Genomic DNA, 18,528 nt, shown 5'->3' with positions numbered 1-18,528 from the left:
TCGCACATCGACCATTTGGCACGAACATTGCTGCTGAACATTGCTGCTAAAGTGGCAAGCAAGGACGTGTCGTACTCCGGGGCGAGGCCCGCGAAGCAGTCCATCCCGTGTGCATCGATGTGGAGCGTCAGCATGACCCAGCTCGTGTCGCAAGCCCGGCTTTCCCGGCAGACAGCCGCGATGGCCACTCCCGAGGAAATCCGCACGGCCCGCGACGCGGGCTTGTACGCCGATGCCGAGCACGACGCGTGCGGCGTGGGCTTCGTCGCCCATATCAAGGGAGTCAAATCGCACGGCATCGTGATCCAGGGCCTCAGGATCCTGGAGAACATCGACCACCGTGGAGCGGTCGGCGCCGATCCCCTGATGGGCGACGGGGCGGGCCTGTTGATCCAGATTCCGGACGAGTTCTACCGTGCCGAAATGGCGCGCCAGGGCGTCACGCTGCCACCCCCCGGCGAGTACGGTGTCGGCATGGTCTTCCTGCCCAAGGAGGCGGCTTCGCGCCAGGCCTGCGTGCACGAACTGGAGCGCGCGATCCGCACGGAAGGGCAGGTGCTGCTCGGCTGGCGCGACGTGCCGGTCGACCACGGCATGCCGATGTCACCCGCCGTACGCGCCCTCGAACCGGTGATCCGCCAGGTGTTCATCGGGCGCGGCGCCGACATCCTCGTGCCCGATGCGCTGGAGCGCAAGCTCTACGTGATTCGCAAGACGGCGTCGGCCAAGATCACCAGTCTCGACCTGACCCACGGCTTCGAATACTACGTGCCGAGCATGTCCTGCCGTACGGTCGTCTACAAGGGCCTGCTGCTGGCCGACCAGGTGGGGAAGTATTACCTCGATCTGCAGGATGAGCGGCTGGTATCGGCGCTGGCCCTGGTGCACCAGCGTTTTTCGACCAACACATTCCCGTCGTGGCCTCTGGCGCATCCGTTCCGGATGGTGGCGCACAACGGCGAGATCAATACGCTCAAGGGCAATTTCAACTGGATGCGTGCTCGCGAAGGCGTGATGAACTCGCCGGTGCTGGGTGCCGATCTGAAGAAACTCTATCCGATCACGATGGAGGGCCAGTCGGATACGGCGACCTTCGACAACACGCTGGAGCTGCTGGTCATGGCCGGCTACCCGCTGGCTCACGCCATGATGATGATGATTCCCGAAGCCTGGGAGCAGCACGCACTGATGGACGAGCGTCGGCGTGCGTTCTACGAATTCCACGCCTCGATGCTGGAGCCGTGGGATGGTCCGGCGGCGATGGTGTTCACCGATGGCCGCCAGATCGGCGCCACGCTGGATCGCAACGGACTGCGCCCGGCGCGCTTCGTCGTCACCGACGACGACCTGGTGGTGCTTGCCTCGGAAGCGGGTGTGTTGCCGATTCCGGAAGGCCGCATCGTGCGCAAGTGGCGCCTGCAGCCGGGCAGGATGTTTTTCATCGACTTCGAGCAGGGACGCATCATCGAGGACGAGGAGCTGAAGAACCTGCTCGCTTCCGCCAAGCCCTACCGCCAGTGGATCGAGAATGTGCGCATCCGGCTGGACAGCATCGACGCCCGAGCCGAGCCCATGCTGTTCCGTGAATCGCTGCTGGATCGTCAGCAGGCCTTCGGCTACACGCGGGAGGACGTTGCGCTGCTGCTGACGCCGATGGCGACCGGTGGCGAGGAAGGCATTGGTTCGATGGGCAACGACGCCCCGCTCGCGGTGCTCTCGGCACGCAGCAAGCCGCTCTACAGCTATTTCCGGCAACTGTTCGCCCAGGTGACCAATCCGCCCATCGACCCGATCCGTGAAGCGGTGGTGATGTCGCTGGTGTCGTTCATCGGGCCGCGACCCAACCTGCTCGACATCAATGCGGTGAATCCGCCGATGCGCCTGGAAGTGACGCAACCGGTGCTGGATTTTGCCGACATGGCCAGGCTGCGCAGCATCGAGAAGCACACCGGCGGCAAGTTCCGCTCCTGCGAGATCGACATCAGCTATCCGGCCAGTTGGGGCAAGGAAGGCGTGGAGGCACGCATCGCGTACCTGCGCTCCGAGGCGGAGGAGACCATCCGTGCCGGCTGCAACATCCTGATCCTGACCGACCGGCACATGGATCGCGACCATGTCGCCATCCCTGCGCTGCTCGCACTCGCGGCCATCCACCACCATCTGGTGAGGATCGGTCTGCGTACAGCCGCGGGTCTGGTGGTGGAAACGGCTACCGCGCGTGAAGTGCACCACTTTGCCGTGCTCGCGGGCTACGGTGCCGAGGCCGTGCATCCGTGGCTTGCCATGGAGACCCTGAGCGATCTCGCGCCAAGGCTGGGTCTCGCCCCCGAGAAGGCGCTTGCCAACTTCACCAAGGCGATCGGCAAGGGTCTGTCGAAGATCATGTCGAAAATGGGCATCAGCACCTACATGTCGTATTGCGGTGCGCAGATCTTCGAGGCCATCGGCCTCAGCCAGTCGCTGGTCGAAGCCTATTTCAACGGCACACCCAGCCGGGTGGGCGGCATCGGCATCTTCGAAGTCGCCGAGGAAGCGCTGCGCAGTCACCACCAGGCCTTCGGCAACGACCCGGTGCTGGCGAACATGCTGGATGCCGGCGGAGAGTACGCGTGGCGCAGCCGTGGCGAGGAGCATATGTGGACGCCCGACGCCATCGCCAAATTGCAGCACGGCACGCGCAGCAACCGCTACGAGACCTTCGAGGAATACGCGCAGATCATCAACGACCAGTCCAGGCGCCACATGACGCTGCGCGGCCTGTTCGAGCTGCGTATCGACCCTGCACGCTCGATTCCGCTGGAAGACGTGGAACCGGCGGCGGAAATCGTCAAGCGCTTCGCCACCGGCGCCATGTCGCTCGGTTCGATCTCGACCGAAGCACACACGAATCTGGCGATAGCCATGAACCGCATCGGTGGCAAGAGCAACACCGGTGAAGGCGGCGAGGATCCGGCCCGCTATCGCGCCGAGCTGCGCGGTGAGGCGATTCGCGACGGCACGAAGCTGCGTGACGTGATCGGTGACGTGGTCGAGGTGGATTACACCCTCGCCGAAGGTGACAGCCTGCGCTCGAGGATCAAGCAGGTGGCGTCGGGACGCTTCGGCGTCACCACCGGCTACCTGATGTCGGCCGATCAGATCCAGATCAAGATGGCGCAGGGCGCCAAGCCCGGTGAAGGTGGCCAGCTGCCCGGTGAGAAGGTGTCGGAATACATCGGCAGGCTGCGTCATTCGGTGCCGGGCGTCGGGTTGATCTCGCCACCACCGCACCACGACATCTACTCGATCGAGGATCTGGCGCAACTGATCCATGATCTGAAGAACGTCAATCCTCGTGCCGACGTGTCGGTGAAGCTCGTGTCGGAAGTCGGCGTGGGTACGGTCGCAGCCGGTGTGGCCAAGGCCAAGGCCGACCATATCGTCATTGCCGGCCACGACGGCGGTACGGGCGCCTCGCCGTGGTCCTCGATCCAGCACGCCGGTACACCGTGGGAGCTGGGTCTTGCCGAAACGCAGCAGACACTGGTGCTCAATCGTTTGCGCGGGCGGGTACGGGTGCAGGCCGATGGGCAGATGAAGACCGGTCGCGACGTGGTGATCGCTGCGCTTCTCGGTGCCGACGAGTTCGGCTTTGCCACGGCGCCGCTGGTGGTGTCGGGCTGCATCATGATGCGCAAGTGTCATCTGAACACCTGTCCGGTCGGTGTCGCCACGCAGGACCCGGTACTGCGCAGCAGGTTTTCCGGCAAGCCGGAGCACGTGGTGAACTTCTTCTTTTTCGTGGCCGAGGAGGCGCGCCGCATCATGGCGCAACTCGGCATCTGCCGCTTCGACGATCTGATCGGTCGTGCCGACCTGCTCGACACCCGCCAGGGTATCGAGCACTGGAAGGCGAAAGGGCTCGATTTCAGTCGGATCTTCGCCCGCTCGCCGGTGCCGGCCGAGGTGCCGCGCCTGCATGTGGAGACGCAGGATCATGGTCTGGACAAGGCGCTCGATGTGCGCCTGATCTCGCAGGCACGCGCTGCCCTGCACGGCGGCGAGAGGGTGCGCTTCATCGAGCGGGTACGCAACGTCAACCGCACGGTGGGCGCGATGCTCTCGGGTGAACTGATCCGGCTGCATCCGGACGGGCTGCCGGATGACAGCATCCGGATCCGGTTCGAGGGTGCGGGCGGGCAGAGTTTCGGCGCCTTCCTGGCGCGAGGCATCACGTTCTGTCTGGTCGGCGAGGCCAACGATTACACGGGCAAGGGCCTTTCCGGCGGCAGGATCGTCGTGCGCCCGCACGATGAATTCCGTGGCGATGCCGTACGGAACATCATCGTTGGCAATACCGTGCTGTACGGAGCCACTGCGGGCGAGGCATTTTTCCGTGGCGTCGCGGGTGAACGCTTCGGCGTGCGCCTCTCGGGTGCAACGGCGGTGGTGGAGGGTACCGGGGATCACGGCTGCGAATACATGACCGGCGGCACGGTAGTGGTGCTTGGGCGTACCGGTCGCAACTTCGCCGCCGGCATGTCGGGCGGGGTTGCCTTCGTGTATGACGAGGATGGCGACTTTGCCCGCCGCTGCAACACGGCCCAGGTCGCACTCGATCCGCTGCTGACGCCGCAGGCGCAGCAGATCGCCGGCATTGCACGGCACACCGGCGAGGCCGACGAGGTCCTGCTCGTGCGACTGCTGGAAGACCATCACCGCTGGACGGGATCCATGCGGGCCCGTGCGATCCTCGATCACTGGTCGGTGGAACGGACGAAATTCATCAAGGTGTTTCCTCACGAATACCGTCGCGCGCTGCTCGGGTCCGACAGCAGTGGCAATGCGGGCGACACCACTACCAGGGCGCGAGCCTGATCCGCAGCGCGGGAGTCTGCAGCATGGGAAAAATCACCGGCTTTCTGGAGTTCCAGCGCATCGACGAGTGCTACGACAGCGTCGAGGCACGGCTCGGCAACTTCAAGGAATTCGTGCATACGCTCGAACCCGGGCAGGCCCGCCAGCAGGGTGCGCGCTGCATGGACTGCGGCATACCGTTCTGCAGCAATGCGTGTCCGGTCAACAACATCATTCCGGACTTCAACGATCTGGTGTACCGCGATGACTGGAAGAACGCACTCGCGGTGCTGCTGTCGACCAACAACTTTCCGGAGGTCACCGGGCGCATCTGTCCGGCACCGTGCGAGGCGGGGTGCACGCTGAACATCGACAGCGAACCGGTGGGCATCAAGTCGATCGAACGCGCCATCATCGAGCGCGGTTTCGAGGAAGGCTGGGTGGTGGCACAGCCAGCCGCAGTGAAGACCGGCAAGCGGGTTGCGATCGTCGGTTCCGGGCCCGCCGGCATGGCGGCTGCCCAGCAACTGGCACGCGCAGGCCATGACGTGACGTTGTTCGAGAAGAACGACAAGGTGGGCGGCCTGCTGCGCTTCGGCATTCCCGATTTCAAGCTCGACAAGTCGCACCTCGATCGTCGCGTGGAGCAGCTGCTGGCCGAAGGCGTGACGATACGTACCAACACGCGCGTGGGTGAGCTGCCCGCCGCCAGCAAGGTGACGGACTGGGCCGTTGCCACGATCGAACCTGCGCAACTGCTGGCAGACTTCGATGCCGTACTGCTTGCCGGTGGTGCCGAGCAGTCGCGCGACCTGCCGCTGCCAGGGCGCGAACTGGCCGGCGTGCATTTCGCGATGGAGTTTCTGCCGCAGCAGAACCGCGTCAATGCCGGCGTGAAGATGCCGGAGCAGATCCGCGCCGACGGCAAGCACGTGATCGTGATCGGAGGCGGCGACACCGGCTCCGACTGCGTGGGCACCTCGAACCGCCATCGCGCGGCAAGCGTGGTGCAGTTCGAACTGATGCCGCTCCCGCCGGCGCAGGAGAACAAGCCGCTCACGTGGCCGTACTGGCCGTACAAGCTGCGTACCTCGTCGAGTCACGACGAAGGCTGCGAACGCGAGTTTTCCATCGCGACCAAGGAGTTCGTCGGCGAGGACGGCAAGCTGACCGGCCTGAAGACGGTGCAGGTGGACATGCGCGACGGGCGTTTCATCGAGATCGAGGGTACGGAGCGGTTCTGGAAGGCCGATCTGGTGCTGCTGGCGATGGGATTCGTGGGCCCGGTGGACAGCGTGCTGGCGGGCTTCGGTGTGGAACGCGATGCGCGCGGCAATGCCCGTGCAACGACCGATCTGCAGGGCGGCTACGCAACCGGCGTGAAGGGCGTTTTCGCGGCCGGCGATATGCGACGCGGGCAGTCGCTGGTGGTATGGGCCATTCGGGAGGGCCGCCAGGCGGCGCGCGCGGTAGATGAATACCTGATGGGCAGCACGGTTCTGCCACGATGAGAACGCGGCAATCCGGACGTAAACCATGATCAGGATCAACCCCGATTATCTGAAGCTGCAATCCGCGTATCTGTTTTCCGATATCGGCAGACGGGTGCAGGAGTTCCAGGCACGGAACCCGGATCGCGAGATCATCCGTCTGGGTATCGGTGATGTCACGCGTGCGCTGCCGCCCGCCTGCATCGGCGCCCTGCACAAGGCAGTGGATGAGCTGGCATCGGAGCAGACGTTTCGTGGCTACGGCCCGGAGCAGGGTTACGATTTCCTGCGCAAGGCCATCGCCGAGCACGATTTCCGGGCGCGCGGTGCCGACGTCTCGGCCGACGAGATCTTCGTCAGTGACGGTGCGAAATGCGATACCGGCAACATCCAGGAAATCTTCGCGACAGACGTGCGGGTCGCGATCCCTGACCCGGTCTATCCGGTCTACGTGGATACGAATGTGATGGCCGGCCGAACCGGCGCCTGCGTGGACGAGCGCTATCAGGGCCTGGTCTATCTGGACTGCAATGCTGCCAACGGCTACGTGCCTGATCTGCCTGCGCAGGACGTGGACCTGATCTACCTGTGTTTTCCCAACAACCCGACCGGGGCCACGGTCAGCCGCGAACGGTTGCAGGACTGGGTGGCCTATGCGCACAGGCACAGGGCGCTGATCCTGTTCGACGCCGCTTACGAGGCATTCATCCGCGACGAGAGCCTGCCGCACTCGATTTACGAGATCGAGGGGGCGCGGGAAGTGGCGATCGAGTTCCGCAGTTTCTCGAAGACGGCGGGTTTCACCGGGGTGCGCTGCGCGTACACGGTGGTGCCGAAGGACTGTATCGCGTACACGGCGACGGCGGAGGCGGTGCGCGTGCACGCGCTGTGGAACCGCCGTCACACCACCCGTTTCAACGGCGTTTCCTATCCGGTGCAGCGTGCAGCCGAAGCCGTCTACAGTCCCGAGGGCAAGCATCAGGTACGGGCGCTGATCGACCATTACATGGAAAATGCCGCCTACATCCGTGATGCCTTCGGCACCATGGGTTTTCGTTGCGCCGGCGGCGACAATTCCCCTTACATCTGGGTGGATGCCGGATGCGACGCGTGGGAATTCTTCGATTTGCTGTTGCAGCGTGCCGGTGTCGTCTGCACCCCCGGTGCAGGCTTCGGCCGCTGCGGTCAGCGGCATGTGCGCATCAGCGCGTTCAACAGTCACGAGAACGTCTGCAAGGCCATGCAACGTATCCGCACGGCGCTGCAATGACCGACTCCCTCCTGCAAGGCTACTGAACCATGCCCATGTCCGCCGCGTTCCAGCAGCGACTGTTCCCGGCATTGCCGGAAATCGCCGGATTCTTTGGCACGCCTTTCCATGTCTACGACGAATCGGGCATCCGTGAGACCGGGAGACAGTTGCAGGCGGCCTTTGCCGGTACGGCGGGATTCCGCGAGTATTTTGCGGTGAAGGCGCTGCCCAATCCGCGGATCCTCGCCATCATGCACGAGATGGGCTTCGGCTTCGACTGCAGCTCCATCGCCGAACTGCTGCTGGCACGCCGTGCCGGTGCCAGCGGCGAGGACATCATGTTCACGTCCAACGACACCTCGCGTGCGGAGTTCGACGCAGCCGCCGCCGACGGCGGCTGCATCCTCAACCTCGATGACATCAGCCTGGTCGACAAGGTGCCGGACATGCCGGAGCTGGTGTGCTTTCGCTACAACCCCGGCCCCTCGCGCAGCGGCAACAGCATCATCGGCAACCCGGTCGAGGCCAAGTACGGCGTTGCGCACCACCAGATTCTCGATGCCCTGCGCGCGGCGATGGCGCGTGGCGCACGGCGCTTCGGTCTGCACACCATGCTGGCCTCGAACGAGCGCAACCACGCCTACATGGTGCAGACGGTCAGGATGCTGCTCGAGATCATCGAGTGGGCGGGCGCCGAGCTGGCAATCCGCTTCGAGTTCATCAACATGGGAGGCGGGCTCGGCATTCCCTACCGGCCAGACGATGTTCCGTTCGATCTGGCGGCACTGGGGGCGGAATCCAGCGCCTTGCTGCAGGATTTCGGCCGGCGCATCGGCTATGTGCCACGTCTGTACATGGAGAGCGGGCGCTACATCACCGGCCCGCATGGTGTGCTGGTCACGCGGGTGATCAACCGCAAGGATACCTACCGCACCTTCATCGGAGTCGATGCCTGCATGTCTTCGCTGATGCGACCGGGCATGTACGGTGCGTATCACCATATCGATGTGCTGGGCAAGGCGCCGACGGTGAACGACCAGCCGGTCGACGTCGTCGGTTCGCTGTGCGAGAACAACGACAAGTTCGCGATCCAGCGCCCGCTGCCCCCGGTTGCCGACGGCGATCTGTTGCTCATCCACGATACCGGTGCGCACGGCATCGCCATGGGCTTCAACTACAACGGCAAGCTGCGTCCACAGGAGCTGCTGTTGCGCCAGGACGGTGAGGTCGAGCTGATCCGGCGGGCGGAGACGGTGGAAGACTACTTCGGCACACTGCAGTTCGCCCCGCGTCTGTGGCAGAGCGCAAGGCATCCGGGTGCTCGGATGCACCCGAGCGGGATGCGCGCTCGCCAGCATGAAATTGCCGCAGCCCTCGGAGTGGTGCCTGCGTTCATCGACGAAGCGGCGTTGCGGGCCGAGACGGCACGACGCATCGCCTTCATCAAGAGAGCGCTTCTCGACAGCGGATTGAAGACGCTGGTGCTGGGCATCAGCGGCGGCGTCGATTCGCTGTTGGCGGGACGGCTGGCCCAGCTTGCGGTCGAGGCGCTGCGTGCCGAAGCCGGTGACGACGGCTATCGGTTCATCGCCGTGCGCTTGCCGTGCGCGGAGCAGCACGACGAGCACGACGCACGCGCGGCACTCGCATTCGTTCGCGCCGATGAGGAGAGCAGTGTCGATATCGAAGCGGCTGTTCTCGGCCTGGCGGCACAGCTCGCTCAGGTACAGACGCTGGCGCACGAGCGCCGTGATTTCGTGCTCGGCAACATCAAGGCGCGCATGCGCATGGTGGCCCAGTTCGCGATCGCCAACGCCACGAACGGGCTGGTCATCGGTACCGATCATGCCGCCGAAGCGGTGATGGGGTTCTTCACCAAGTTCGGCGATGGCGCCTGTGACATCACGCCGCTGCATGGTCTGGTGAAATCCCAGATTCGTGCCATCGCGGCCAGTCTGGGGGCTCCGCCGCACCTGGTGCACAAGATACCGACGGCCGATCTGGAGGCGCTCGCTCCGGGCAAGCCGGATGAAGCCGCTCACGGTGTCAGCTACGACGATATCGATGCGTTCCTGCACGGGCTGCCCGTCGATGGTGCATGTTTCGAGCGCATCGTGCGTGCCTATGAGCGCAGCGCGCACAAGCGCGCACTGCCGCTGGCGCCCCGAGCCTGGGTCGGATGAACCCGCGCCCTCTGTCATTCACGAAGATGCACGGCATCGGCAATGATTTTGTGGTGATCGATGCGACGCGGCGGCCAGTGCACCTGAGCAGTGCACAGATCCGCTTGATGGCGGACCGTCATTTCGGTGTGGGCTTCGACCAGTTGCTGATGGTCGAGCGGGCGCGTGATCCGGATGCGGATTTCCATTACCGGATCTTCAATGCCGATGGATCGGAGGCCGGGCAGTGCGGCAACGGTGCCCGTTGCCTTGCCCGCTTCGTGCGTCAGCGGGGACTGACCCGCAAGGATCTCATCCGGGTGAAAACCAGCGCAGGGGTGATCGAACTGCGCATCACGCCGGCGGATCGTGTCGTTGTGAACATGGGGGTGCCGAAGTTCCTGCCGGATGAAATTCCGTTCGTGGCTGACGCGCCACGGGCGCTGCACCTGGTCGAGGTGGACGGTGAGCCGCACGAGTTGGCTGTCGTCAATATGGGTAATCCGCATGCCGTGCTGTTCGTCGATGCGATCGATACGGCGCCCGTGGGTACGCTTGGGCCGCGCCTTGAGTCACATCCGCGTTTTCCGCTCCGGGCCAATATCGGCTTTGTGCAGGTGCTGTCGCGTGAGCGCGTGAAGCTGCGGGTGTTCGAGCGCGGTGCCGGAGAAACCCTTGCCTGTGGCAGCGGTGCCTGCGCTGCGGTGGTGGCGGGGCGGCGGCTTGGTCTGCTGGATGCGCAGGTGCGTGTGGGTCTGCCCGGCGGCGAGTTGTTGATCGAATGGCGTGACGAGGGCGCTCCGGTGCTGATGGAAGGACCGGCGACGCGCGTCTACGAGGGCCTGTGGGTGTGGCCATGACAGGCGGGGACTTCCCGCCGCGTGCGCCGCAGCACTCGAGCCTGCAGGGATGTGTTTACGGCGTCCCACCGGTGCGAAGGTGTTGTCTCACGCGCTGGTCATGACAGCGCGAAGGGCTCTTGCGACGGGCTCTGAAGACGCGAAGGCCGCCCCGGTGCGAGGGCGGCCTTGCGGGTGGATGCCGTGCGGCACCGGCTCAGCAGCTGTAGTACATCTCGAACTCGACCGGATGTGGCGTCATGCGCAGGCGCTGCACGTCGTTCATCTTGAGCTCGATGTAGGCTTCGATCATTTCCGGGGTGAATACGTTGCCCCTGGTCAGGAACGCGTGATCCTTGCGGAGTTCGTTGATCGCCATTTCCAGCGAGTGGCAGATGGTCGGAATATTGACCGCTTCTTCCGGCGGCAGGTGGTACAGATCCTTCGAGGCCGGTTCACCGGGGTGCTGCCTGTTCTGGATGCCGTCGATGCCCGCCATCATCAGCGCGGCGAACGCGAGGTACGGGTTCGCGCCCGGATCCGGGAAGCGTGCCTCGATGCGGCGGGCCTTCGGGCTGGTGGTGTACGGAATGCGGATCGCCGCCGAGCGGTTGCGCGAGGAGTACGCGAGCATGACGGGCGCTTCGTAGCCGGGGACCAGTCGCTTGTAGCTGTTGGTGGTCGGGTTGGTGAACGCATTCAGTGCCTTGGCGTGCCTGATGATACCGCCGATGAAGTACAGGGCGGTTTCGGACAGACCCGCGTAGCCGTCGCCGGCGAACAGGTTCTTGCCTTCCTTCCACAGCGAGAAGTGGCAGTGCATGCCGGAACCGTTGTCGCCGACCAGGGGCTTCGGCATGAAGGTCGCCGTCTTGCCATAGGCGGCGGCAACGTTGTGCACGACGTACTTGAGCTGCTGGATTTCGTCGGCCTTGCGCGTCAGCGTGTTGAATTTCACACCGATCTCGCACTGGCCGGCATTCGCCACTTCGTGGTGATGCAGTTCGACCTCGAGTCCGATCGCCTGCAGGGTGTTGCACATCTCGGCACGGATCTCGTGCAACGAGTCGACCGGTGGAACCGGGAAATAACCGCCCTTGACCGTCGGGCGGTGGCCGCCGTGACCCGGCGAGGCCCATTCGCCGGCCTGGTCGCTGTTGGTGTCCCAGGCGGCTTCTGCCGAGTGGATGGAATAGGATTGACCACCCATCTCGGAGCGCCATTTGACGCCGTCGAAAACGAAGAACTCCGGCTCCGGTCCGACGTAGCAGGTGTCGGCGATGCCGCAGGAGCGCAGATAGGCTTCGGCGCGGGTCGCAATGGAGCGCGGGTCGCGCTCGTAGGTCTGCATCGTCGTCGGCTCGATGATGTTGCAGGTCACGACGACGGTGGGGTTCTCGTAGAACGGATCGAGGTACGAGGTCTCATCCTGCGGCAGCAGGATCATGTCCGAGGCTTCGATGCCCTTCCATCCGGCAATCGACGAGCCGTCGAACATCACACCGGTCTCGAAAGTGTCCTCGCCGATGGCCGATGCCGGGAACGTCACGTGCTGTTCCTTGCCGCGGGTGTCGGTGAAACGTATGTCGACCCATTTGGCGTCGTGGTCATTGATCAGTTGGAGCGTCTGCCTGGACATGTCTTTCTCCTGCAAGGCAAGGCGTGGATGGGAAGCTGCCGTTCGAACTCACGGACAATCGTGAGCGTTGTCACCGGCAGGTCAGCAAACGCCGTGCCACGCGTCGGTCATGTCAATGCGCGAGATGCTTTTGCGACACTTTTTGCAGGTGAGGCTGCCTTCTGCGCGTACGGCAGAGCGATCGATCCGGCATCCGGGCGCACCGCAGAGGGGCATGGCCGGCACGCGGATGCACCGGCTTGGTGCCTGATTCGGCGCCTATCGATCGCAACGCCGGTCCCGGCGTCAGCGATAGCGCCACATGTAGAGCACGGCGATGACGATGCCGAGCGTCACCACGACCACACGCAACACGGCGGGCGATACGCGGCCGGCAAGCCTGCCGCCGAGCATGCCTCCAGCCAGAGCCCCGATCGCCATGACGGCGATCGGGGTCCAGTCGAGCGGTACCGTGAGTGCGTAGGTTCCTGCGGCGGCAACGCTGACGACGAACGACAGCGCCTGCTTCAGCGCGTTGAGCCGCGTGAGGCTGTCGTCCAGCGAAAGGCCCAGCACCGCAAGCAGCACCACGCTCGACGCGGCGCCGAAGTACCCGCCGTACACCGCTCCCGCAGCGAGCGGCAGCACGAGCAGAGGAATCGAGGTGCTGCGACCGAGGCCTGCGGCATGCCGACGCCCGGTGATCCACGCCCGCAACGGGTTCTGCACGCCTATCAGCGCGCAGGACAGCAGGATCAGCCAGGGTACGACGGTGTTGAAGGTGGCATCGCTGCCGTGCAGCAGGAGTTGGGCGCCACCGGCGCCACCGAGGGTCGCGATCGGCAGCAGCAGTGCGAGCCGCCGACCCTGACCCTCGAGGTCGCGTCGTTGTGCAAGCGTTGCGCTCAGGTAGCCCGGCGAGAGCGCGAGCGTGCTGCTCACGTTCGCGACGATCGGCGGCAGCCCCGCTGCGATCAGCGCGGGAAAGACGATCAGCGTGCCGCCACCCGCGAGTGCATTGACGAATCCCGCGGCGACCGCAGCCAGTGAGAGGAACAGAAGGTCGAGTACAGGGACGCCGGTCACGTTCGGTCATCGACCTTGGTCGAGGTCGCGGAACGGTATCACAGAACATCGATTGAAACCGTATCGTGGCCCGCGTAGCCTTCCGGCAGGGTGGTGTCCGTCACGCGATTCCCGTTCCTGCCGCTGCGGATGATCGGATCAGACAGCAAGGAGAACATGGCGATGTCGAGACTGGTGTTGTTCGTCCATGGCTGGAGCGTTACTCACACGGACACCTACGGCGAGCTTCCGGAGCGCCTCGTCGCGGAGGCGACCCGCGATCCGGCGCTCGCGCTCGACGTGCGCCATCTCTACCTCGGCCGCTACATCAGCTTTCACGACGAAGTGCGCGTGGCCGATATCGCACGGGCCTTCGAGGACGCGATCCGACGTGAGCTCGGCACGCTGATCGAGGCCGGACAGCGATTCATTGCGATCACGCATTCCACCGGCGGACCGGTGGTGCGCCATTGGTGGGATCACTACTACGTGCAGTCGGGTCGCTCGGGCAGTTGTCCGATGAGTCACCTGATCATGCTGGCGCCGGCCAATTTCGGTTCGGCGCTGGCGCAGCTCGGCAAGGCAAGGGTGGGTCGGCTGAAATCCTGGTTCGAGGGCGTGGAGCCGGGAGCCGCCGTGCTGGACTGGCTGGAACTCGGCAGCCCGGAGGCCTGGGAGCTGAACCTGAACTGGTTCGACTACGCCGACGCGATCGGCAGGGAAGACCGCGTGTTTCCGTTCGTGCTCACCGGCCAGAGCATCGACCGCAAGTTCTACGATCACGTGAATGCCTATACCGGCGAGATCGGCTCCGATGGTGTGGTCCGTGCCGCTGCCGCCAACCTCAACACGAGCTACGTGAAACTCGTGCAGGAAAGACCCGCCTCGGGCGGTGGTGGCCGCTCGTCGAAGGCGATGTCCAGGCTGTTGCGCGTGCAGGCCCGGCGCTCCCCTGCCGTGCCGTTCGGGCTGCTGCCCGGGCTTGCGCATTCGGGCAAGAACATGGGCATCCTGCGCAGCGTCAGGAACGACGGCAGGGATCACGTCACCGTGGACGCCATCCTCCAGTGCCTGCGCGTGCGTGACGCGGCGAGTTATGCGGCGCTGGCACAGGCATTTGCCGCCACGACGGCGCGCACGCAGGCCGACGAGCGCTACGAGTGCGAGCGCGGCTTGTTCCTGCAGGAGCGTGGCTACTTCCACGATCCGCACTCGATGGTGATCATGCGCGTGCTGGACGATGCCGGCGAGCGCGTGCCGGAGTTCGATCTGGTACTGACCGCCGGCGCCGACGACAACCCCAACCATCTGCCGCAGGGCTTCCTGGCCGATCGCCAGCGCAACCGGCGTCACTCCGGCACGCTGACCCTGTTCTTCAACCATGCGGTCATGCACGGTGCGGCGGCCGTGATCGACGAGGCTGGCAAGGAGCGTCGCGCCGCGTTGCCCGGCGCCGGCAGCCTCGGGCTGCAGCTCAAGCCGGTTGTGATGGGTCCGTTCGTGCATCACCTGCCGGCGCAACTGAAGGCGGCCGTGGACCGGCTGGAGCTCCTGCTGCGTCCCCACGAGACGACCATGGTGGATGTGGTGTTGCGCCGTGTCGTGCGCCGTGGTGTCTTCGAGCTCGACGGCGAGCTGAAGCGCCAGAGCTTCAAGAACCAGAAGCCCGGCGAGGCGGTCGAGGTGGACGAGTAGGCCACGCGCCGGTCGTGTCGATGCACGAGAGGCTTTTGCGACAGCTGTGCCACAGCCAGCCTTGCCAAGCCGGCGTGGCTGCAGGATAGTGCGGCTCATCCCCGCAACGGGGGCGCCGTGTGAATCGTCCCGAAGCAAGGGGGTAACACCACATGATCCACAGGAAAATGCTTGCAGCCCTGCTGCTCGTGCTCCTGGCACCAGCCGGGCTGATCGCAGCCGAGAGCGCAGCGCAGTTGCCACGCCCCGACGCACCGTTCGCAGGCGTGGCCGGCCAGACACTCGCAACGTCGAAACCCTTCTTTGCTCCTGCCACAAGGGCGCCTGCCGGTGCGCCGAACATCCTGATCGTGCTGACGGACGATACGGGGTTTGGCGCCAGCAGTACCTTCGGTGGCCCCGTTCCCACCCCGAGCCTGGATCGTCTGGCCAGGGAGGGTCTCAGCTATAACCGTTTCCACACGACGGCGATGTGTTCGCCGACGCGTGCCGCGCTGCTCACCGGCCGCAACCACCATGCCGTCGGCAGCGGCATCGTCACCGATACCGGCAGCGGCTTTCCGGGCTACACGGGGGACATTCCGCGCTCGGCGGCGACGATTGCCGAGGTGCTGCGCCAGCACGGCTACAACACCGCGATGTTCGGCAAGCACCACAACACGCCGAATGGCCAGCTTTCGGCGGCGGGTCCATTCGATCACTGGCCCACCGGACTCGGTTTCGAATATTTCTACGGTTTCCTCGGCGGTGATACCAACCAGTGGCATCCACGCCTGTTCCGCGGCATCCAGCGCGTGGAGACGCCGGACACGATCGGCCAGGACGCGACCCTCGACAAGTTCCTGATCGACGATGCGATCGACTGGCTGCACAACCATATTGCGGTTGCTCCCGACAAGCCGTTCCTGATGTATGCGGCCCTTGGCACCAACCACTCCCCGCACCAGGTACCCGCCGAATGGATTGCGAAGTTCAGGGGCAAGTTCGACATGGGCTGGGACGCGATCCGTGCCCCCATCCTGAAGCGTCAGAAGGAACTTCGTGTGGTGCCGCGCGATACGGGGCTTACTCCGCGGCCCACGGCGATTCCGGCCTGGGATGCGCTGAGTGCCGACGAACGCCGGGTCTATGCGCGCATGATGGAAGTGTTCGCGGCGATGCTTGCCTACCAGGACCATCAGTTCGGTCGTCTGCTCGATGAGCTCGACCGTACCGGGGTGCGTGAAAACACGCTGGTCCTGTTCATCGAAGGTGACAACGGTTCGAGTCCGGAGGGCGAACCCGATGGCACCATGAACGAGCTCGGGCGTATCGCAAACCGCGTGCCCGAGGACCTGCAGTACAAGCTTTCGATGCTCGATCAAATGGGAGGCCCGAACACCTACCAGCTTTACCCGGTGGGCTGGGGCTGGGCGATGGATACGCCGTTCCAGTGGACCAAGCAGGTCGGTTCGCATCTGGGAGGCACGCGCAATGGCTTCGTGGTGTCCTGGCCCAGCGGGATCGGCGACAAGGGCGGCATCCGCAGCCAGTTCACGCACGTGATCGACATTGCTCCCACCCTGTACGAAGTGATCGGCATCGAGCCACCGGCGACGGTGAACGGCATCGAGCAGCAGCGTATCGATGGCACCAGCTTCCGCTACAGCTTCGGCGATGCGAAGGCACCCGAACGGCACACGACGCAGTATTTCGAGATGCTGGCCAACCGCGCGATCTACCACGACGGCTGGATGGCGAGCACGACGCCGGCACGCCTGCCGTGGGGGCTCGGCAGCTCGGGTATTTCGCCCGCCGATTACCAGTGGGAGCTCTACAACCTCGACCGGGACTATGCGCAGGCGCGCAACATCGCCGCCAGCAACCCGGCGAAACTCGCCGAGCTGAAGGCGCTGTGGGAGGCGGAGGCGGAGCGCAACCACGTGTTCCCCCTGGATGACACCCAGGGCGGAACGCGCTCCATCGGCAGCATGCGCCCGGAAGACGTGCCGCGGCCGAGCTATGTGTACTGGGGCGGCGGGATCAGCGCCCCGGCGTCGCGTGCTCCGATGCTTGGCGTGTTTCCGTTCTCGGTCGAGGCCGACGTCGTCGTTCCGGCGGCAGGGCTCGACGGGGTGCTGGCTGCGATCGGCAGCCGCTTCGGCGGCTGGAGCTTCCACTTCGAGGCCGGCAGGCCGGTCGTGGTGCACGCGTATTCGCAGCAACCCCGGCACGTCTATCGCGTCGCGGCGGACACGGCGCTGCCCCCTGGCCGGGTGAAGCTGGGTTATGCGTTCACCCCGCACGGCAAGGTAGGCGAGGGCGGTACGCTCACGATCAGCGTCGACGGCAAGCAGGTTGCCGAAGGCGTCATCGAACATACGGCGATCATGACGGCCGGTCTGGGAGAGACCTTCGATACCGGTCGCGACACCGGAGCAACCGTGGTCGACTATCCGGGCAGCAACGCGTTCACCGGGGAGATCGACCGGATCGAAGTGAAGCAGACTCTGGCTGCGCCGCGCCGCTAGCTTCACGGATACGTGAGGAAACGCCCATGATCACGGCGATGGACGAATATCTGATTCACCAGACCGAGCAGCCACTGGCGGTGACGGTCTCGCGTGAGCCGCACTGGGACGACAGTGCGTACTTCTTCATGCACGATCGCGACGGGGAGATGGTGGCTTTCGTCACCTTCGAAATCTTTCCGAACCGGGGTCATGCACGTGCGCTGATGCTCGCGTGCCACCAGGGGCAGCACAGCCGCTACGTGTGGAATGGCCCGCTCGACAACGACGATCGTCTGCGCATGCGTGGAGGCGGCATCGAGTTCGTCGTGGTCGAACCGCAGCGTGTGTGGGCGCTCGGTATCGACGATCCGGCCAACGGCATTCATGCGGAGCTGCGTTTCACTGCACGCTGCGTGCAGAATGTGGTCAGACCGCCGTTCTGGCTCAACGCTGTCGGCAGACCGGTGATCCAGCAGCAGCACTACAACCAGAGTGGCGAGTTCAGCGGTGAGTTCCGCATCGGCGGTGCCTGTTACCGCAGCCTGCTTGGCATGCGCAACCGCTCGTGGGGAGTACGCGCCTGGCTCGAGTTGCCGATGTACCACTGGTGCGAGGCCCAGTTCGAGGATTTCGCGATCAACACCTGGAAGTTCGAGAACCAGGACGGCAGTTCGGTATATACGGACGGTGCGATCACCCATGCCGACGGACGCGTCGAGCGCATCGTGCGCTACGACCAGCGCATCGAGACCTTCGCTGACAGCGGCGTCAAGCGACCGCGGTTGCGCCACTGCCGGATCGAAACGGAAGCCGGCAGGGTGATCGATTACAGCGCGCATACGGTGCACAGCATGGTGCTGGGACCGACGCCGGACCGGTGGTCGGAGCAGGCGCCAGGCGAGCAGCGCTACGCCGATGAGGTGGCGCTGTGGTACGAACAACTGGTGCGCGTGGAGTTTGCAGGGCAGACGGGATACGGCATGTTCGAGGTCTTTGTGTCTCCGGGCAGTCAGGTGCACGGTATTCCGCCGACCCCGTTTCCGGAAGCGATCCTGACGACCCATGCGGACTGAAGCGGC

At 64.8% G+C, this 18,528-nt stretch carries 10 protein-coding genes and 1 pseudogene; 9 read left to right on the top strand and 2 right to left on the bottom strand.

Features of this window, described 5'->3' with window-relative positions:
- Positions 1-132: 132 nt before the first annotated feature.
- From H7A12_07940 to dapF, 6 genes and pseudogenes are all read left to right on the top strand, one after another.
- Positions 133-4,857, top strand: a complete 4,725-nt coding sequence (locus tag H7A12_07940) for a glutamate synthase subunit alpha (GenBank protein MCP5320740.1) — start codon at positions 133-135, stop codon at positions 4,855-4,857.
- 23 nt (positions 4,858-4,880) lie between these two features.
- Complete coding sequence (locus tag H7A12_07935; GenBank protein ID MCP5320739.1) at positions 4,881-6,347, top strand: glutamate synthase subunit beta; 1,467 nt, start codon at positions 4,881-4,883, stop codon at positions 6,345-6,347.
- 25 nt (positions 6,348-6,372) lie between these two features.
- Positions 6,373-7,596, top strand: a complete 1,224-nt coding sequence (locus tag H7A12_07930; GenBank protein MCP5320738.1) for an LL-diaminopimelate aminotransferase — start codon at positions 6,373-6,375, stop codon at positions 7,594-7,596.
- 29 nt (positions 7,597-7,625) lie between these two features.
- Positions 7,626-8,855: pseudogene (locus H7A12_07925) on the top strand (diaminopimelate decarboxylase).
- 63 nt (positions 8,856-8,918) lie between these two features.
- Positions 8,919-9,761: an ammonia-dependent NAD(+) synthetase gene (gene nadE / locus H7A12_07920; GenBank protein ID MCP5320737.1), complete on the top strand. Its 843-nt coding sequence runs from the start codon at positions 8,919-8,921 to the stop codon at positions 9,759-9,761.
- Positions 9,758-10,600, top strand: a complete 843-nt coding sequence (gene dapF / locus H7A12_07915) for a diaminopimelate epimerase (protein ID MCP5320736.1) — start codon at positions 9,758-9,760, stop codon at positions 10,598-10,600. The genes nadE and dapF overlap by 4 nt, the downstream gene beginning before the upstream one ends.
- Before the next feature lie 196 nt (positions 10,601-10,796).
- Here the strand turns inward: dapF and glnA are convergent, their stop codons facing one another.
- Positions 10,797-12,218: a type I glutamate--ammonia ligase gene (gene glnA / locus H7A12_07910; GenBank protein ID MCP5320735.1), complete on the bottom strand. Its 1,422-nt coding sequence runs from the start codon at positions 12,216-12,218 to the stop codon at positions 10,797-10,799.
- Positions 12,219-12,503: 285 nt separating this feature from the next.
- A complete protein-coding gene (locus tag H7A12_07905; protein ID MCP5320734.1) occupies positions 12,504-13,283 on the bottom strand; it encodes a sulfite exporter TauE/SafE family protein in 780 nt (259 codons plus the stop codon).
- A gap of 162 nt (positions 13,284-13,445) precedes the next feature.
- Here H7A12_07905 and H7A12_07900 point away from each other — a divergent pair, with 162 nt between their 5' ends.
- The 3 genes from H7A12_07900 (at position 13,446) to H7A12_07890 (ending at position 18,522) form a co-directional block, all read left to right on the top strand.
- Entirely contained in the window at positions 13,446-14,957 is a 1,512-nt protein-coding gene (locus H7A12_07900) for a phospholipase (GenBank protein ID MCP5320733.1), read from the top strand.
- Positions 14,958-15,307: 350 nt separating this feature from the next.
- Positions 15,308-17,467 (top strand): arylsulfatase, encoded by a 2,160-nt coding sequence (locus H7A12_07895; protein MCP5320732.1) that lies wholly within the window; start codon positions 15,308-15,310, stop codon positions 17,465-17,467.
- Between the two features lie 26 nt (positions 17,468-17,493).
- Positions 17,494-18,522: a hypothetical protein gene (locus tag H7A12_07890; protein ID MCP5320731.1), complete on the top strand. Its 1,029-nt coding sequence runs from the start codon at positions 17,494-17,496 to the stop codon at positions 18,520-18,522.
- Positions 18,523-18,528 lie beyond the last annotated feature (6 nt).

It is taken from the genome of Pseudomonadales bacterium, from assembly GCA_024234165.1.
Lineage (GTDB): Bacteria > Pseudomonadota > Gammaproteobacteria > Pseudomonadales > UBA5518 > UBA5518.
Note: the sequence above shows the minus strand (reverse complement) of the source record. Positions and strands in the feature narration are given on the sequence as shown.

Bases quoted from the DNA above. Each gene is read 5' to 3' on its own strand.
- H7A12_07935 (MCP5320739.1), top strand. From the start codon at position 4,881: ATGGGAAAAATCACCGGCTTTCTGGAGTTCCAGCGCATCGACGAGTGC.
- dapF (MCP5320736.1), top strand. From the start codon at position 9,758: ATGAACCCGCGCCCTCTGTCATTCACGAAGATGCACGGCATCGGCAAT.
- glnA (MCP5320735.1), bottom strand. From the start codon at position 12,218: ATGTCCAGGCAGACGCTCCAACTGATCAATGACCACGACGCCAAATGG.
- H7A12_07900 (MCP5320733.1), top strand. From the start codon at position 13,446: ATGTCGAGACTGGTGTTGTTCGTCCATGGCTGGAGCGTTACTCACACG.
- H7A12_07890 (MCP5320731.1), top strand. From the start codon at position 17,494: ATGATCACGGCGATGGACGAATATCTGATTCACCAGACCGAGCAGCCA.
- nadE (MCP5320737.1), top strand. From the start codon at position 8,919: ATGCGCGCTCGCCAGCATGAAATTGCCGCAGCCCTCGGAGTGGTGCCT.
- H7A12_07930 (MCP5320738.1), top strand. From the start codon at position 6,373: ATGATCAGGATCAACCCCGATTATCTGAAGCTGCAATCCGCGTATCTG.
- H7A12_07940 (MCP5320740.1), top strand. From the start codon at position 133: ATGACCCAGCTCGTGTCGCAAGCCCGGCTTTCCCGGCAGACAGCCGCG.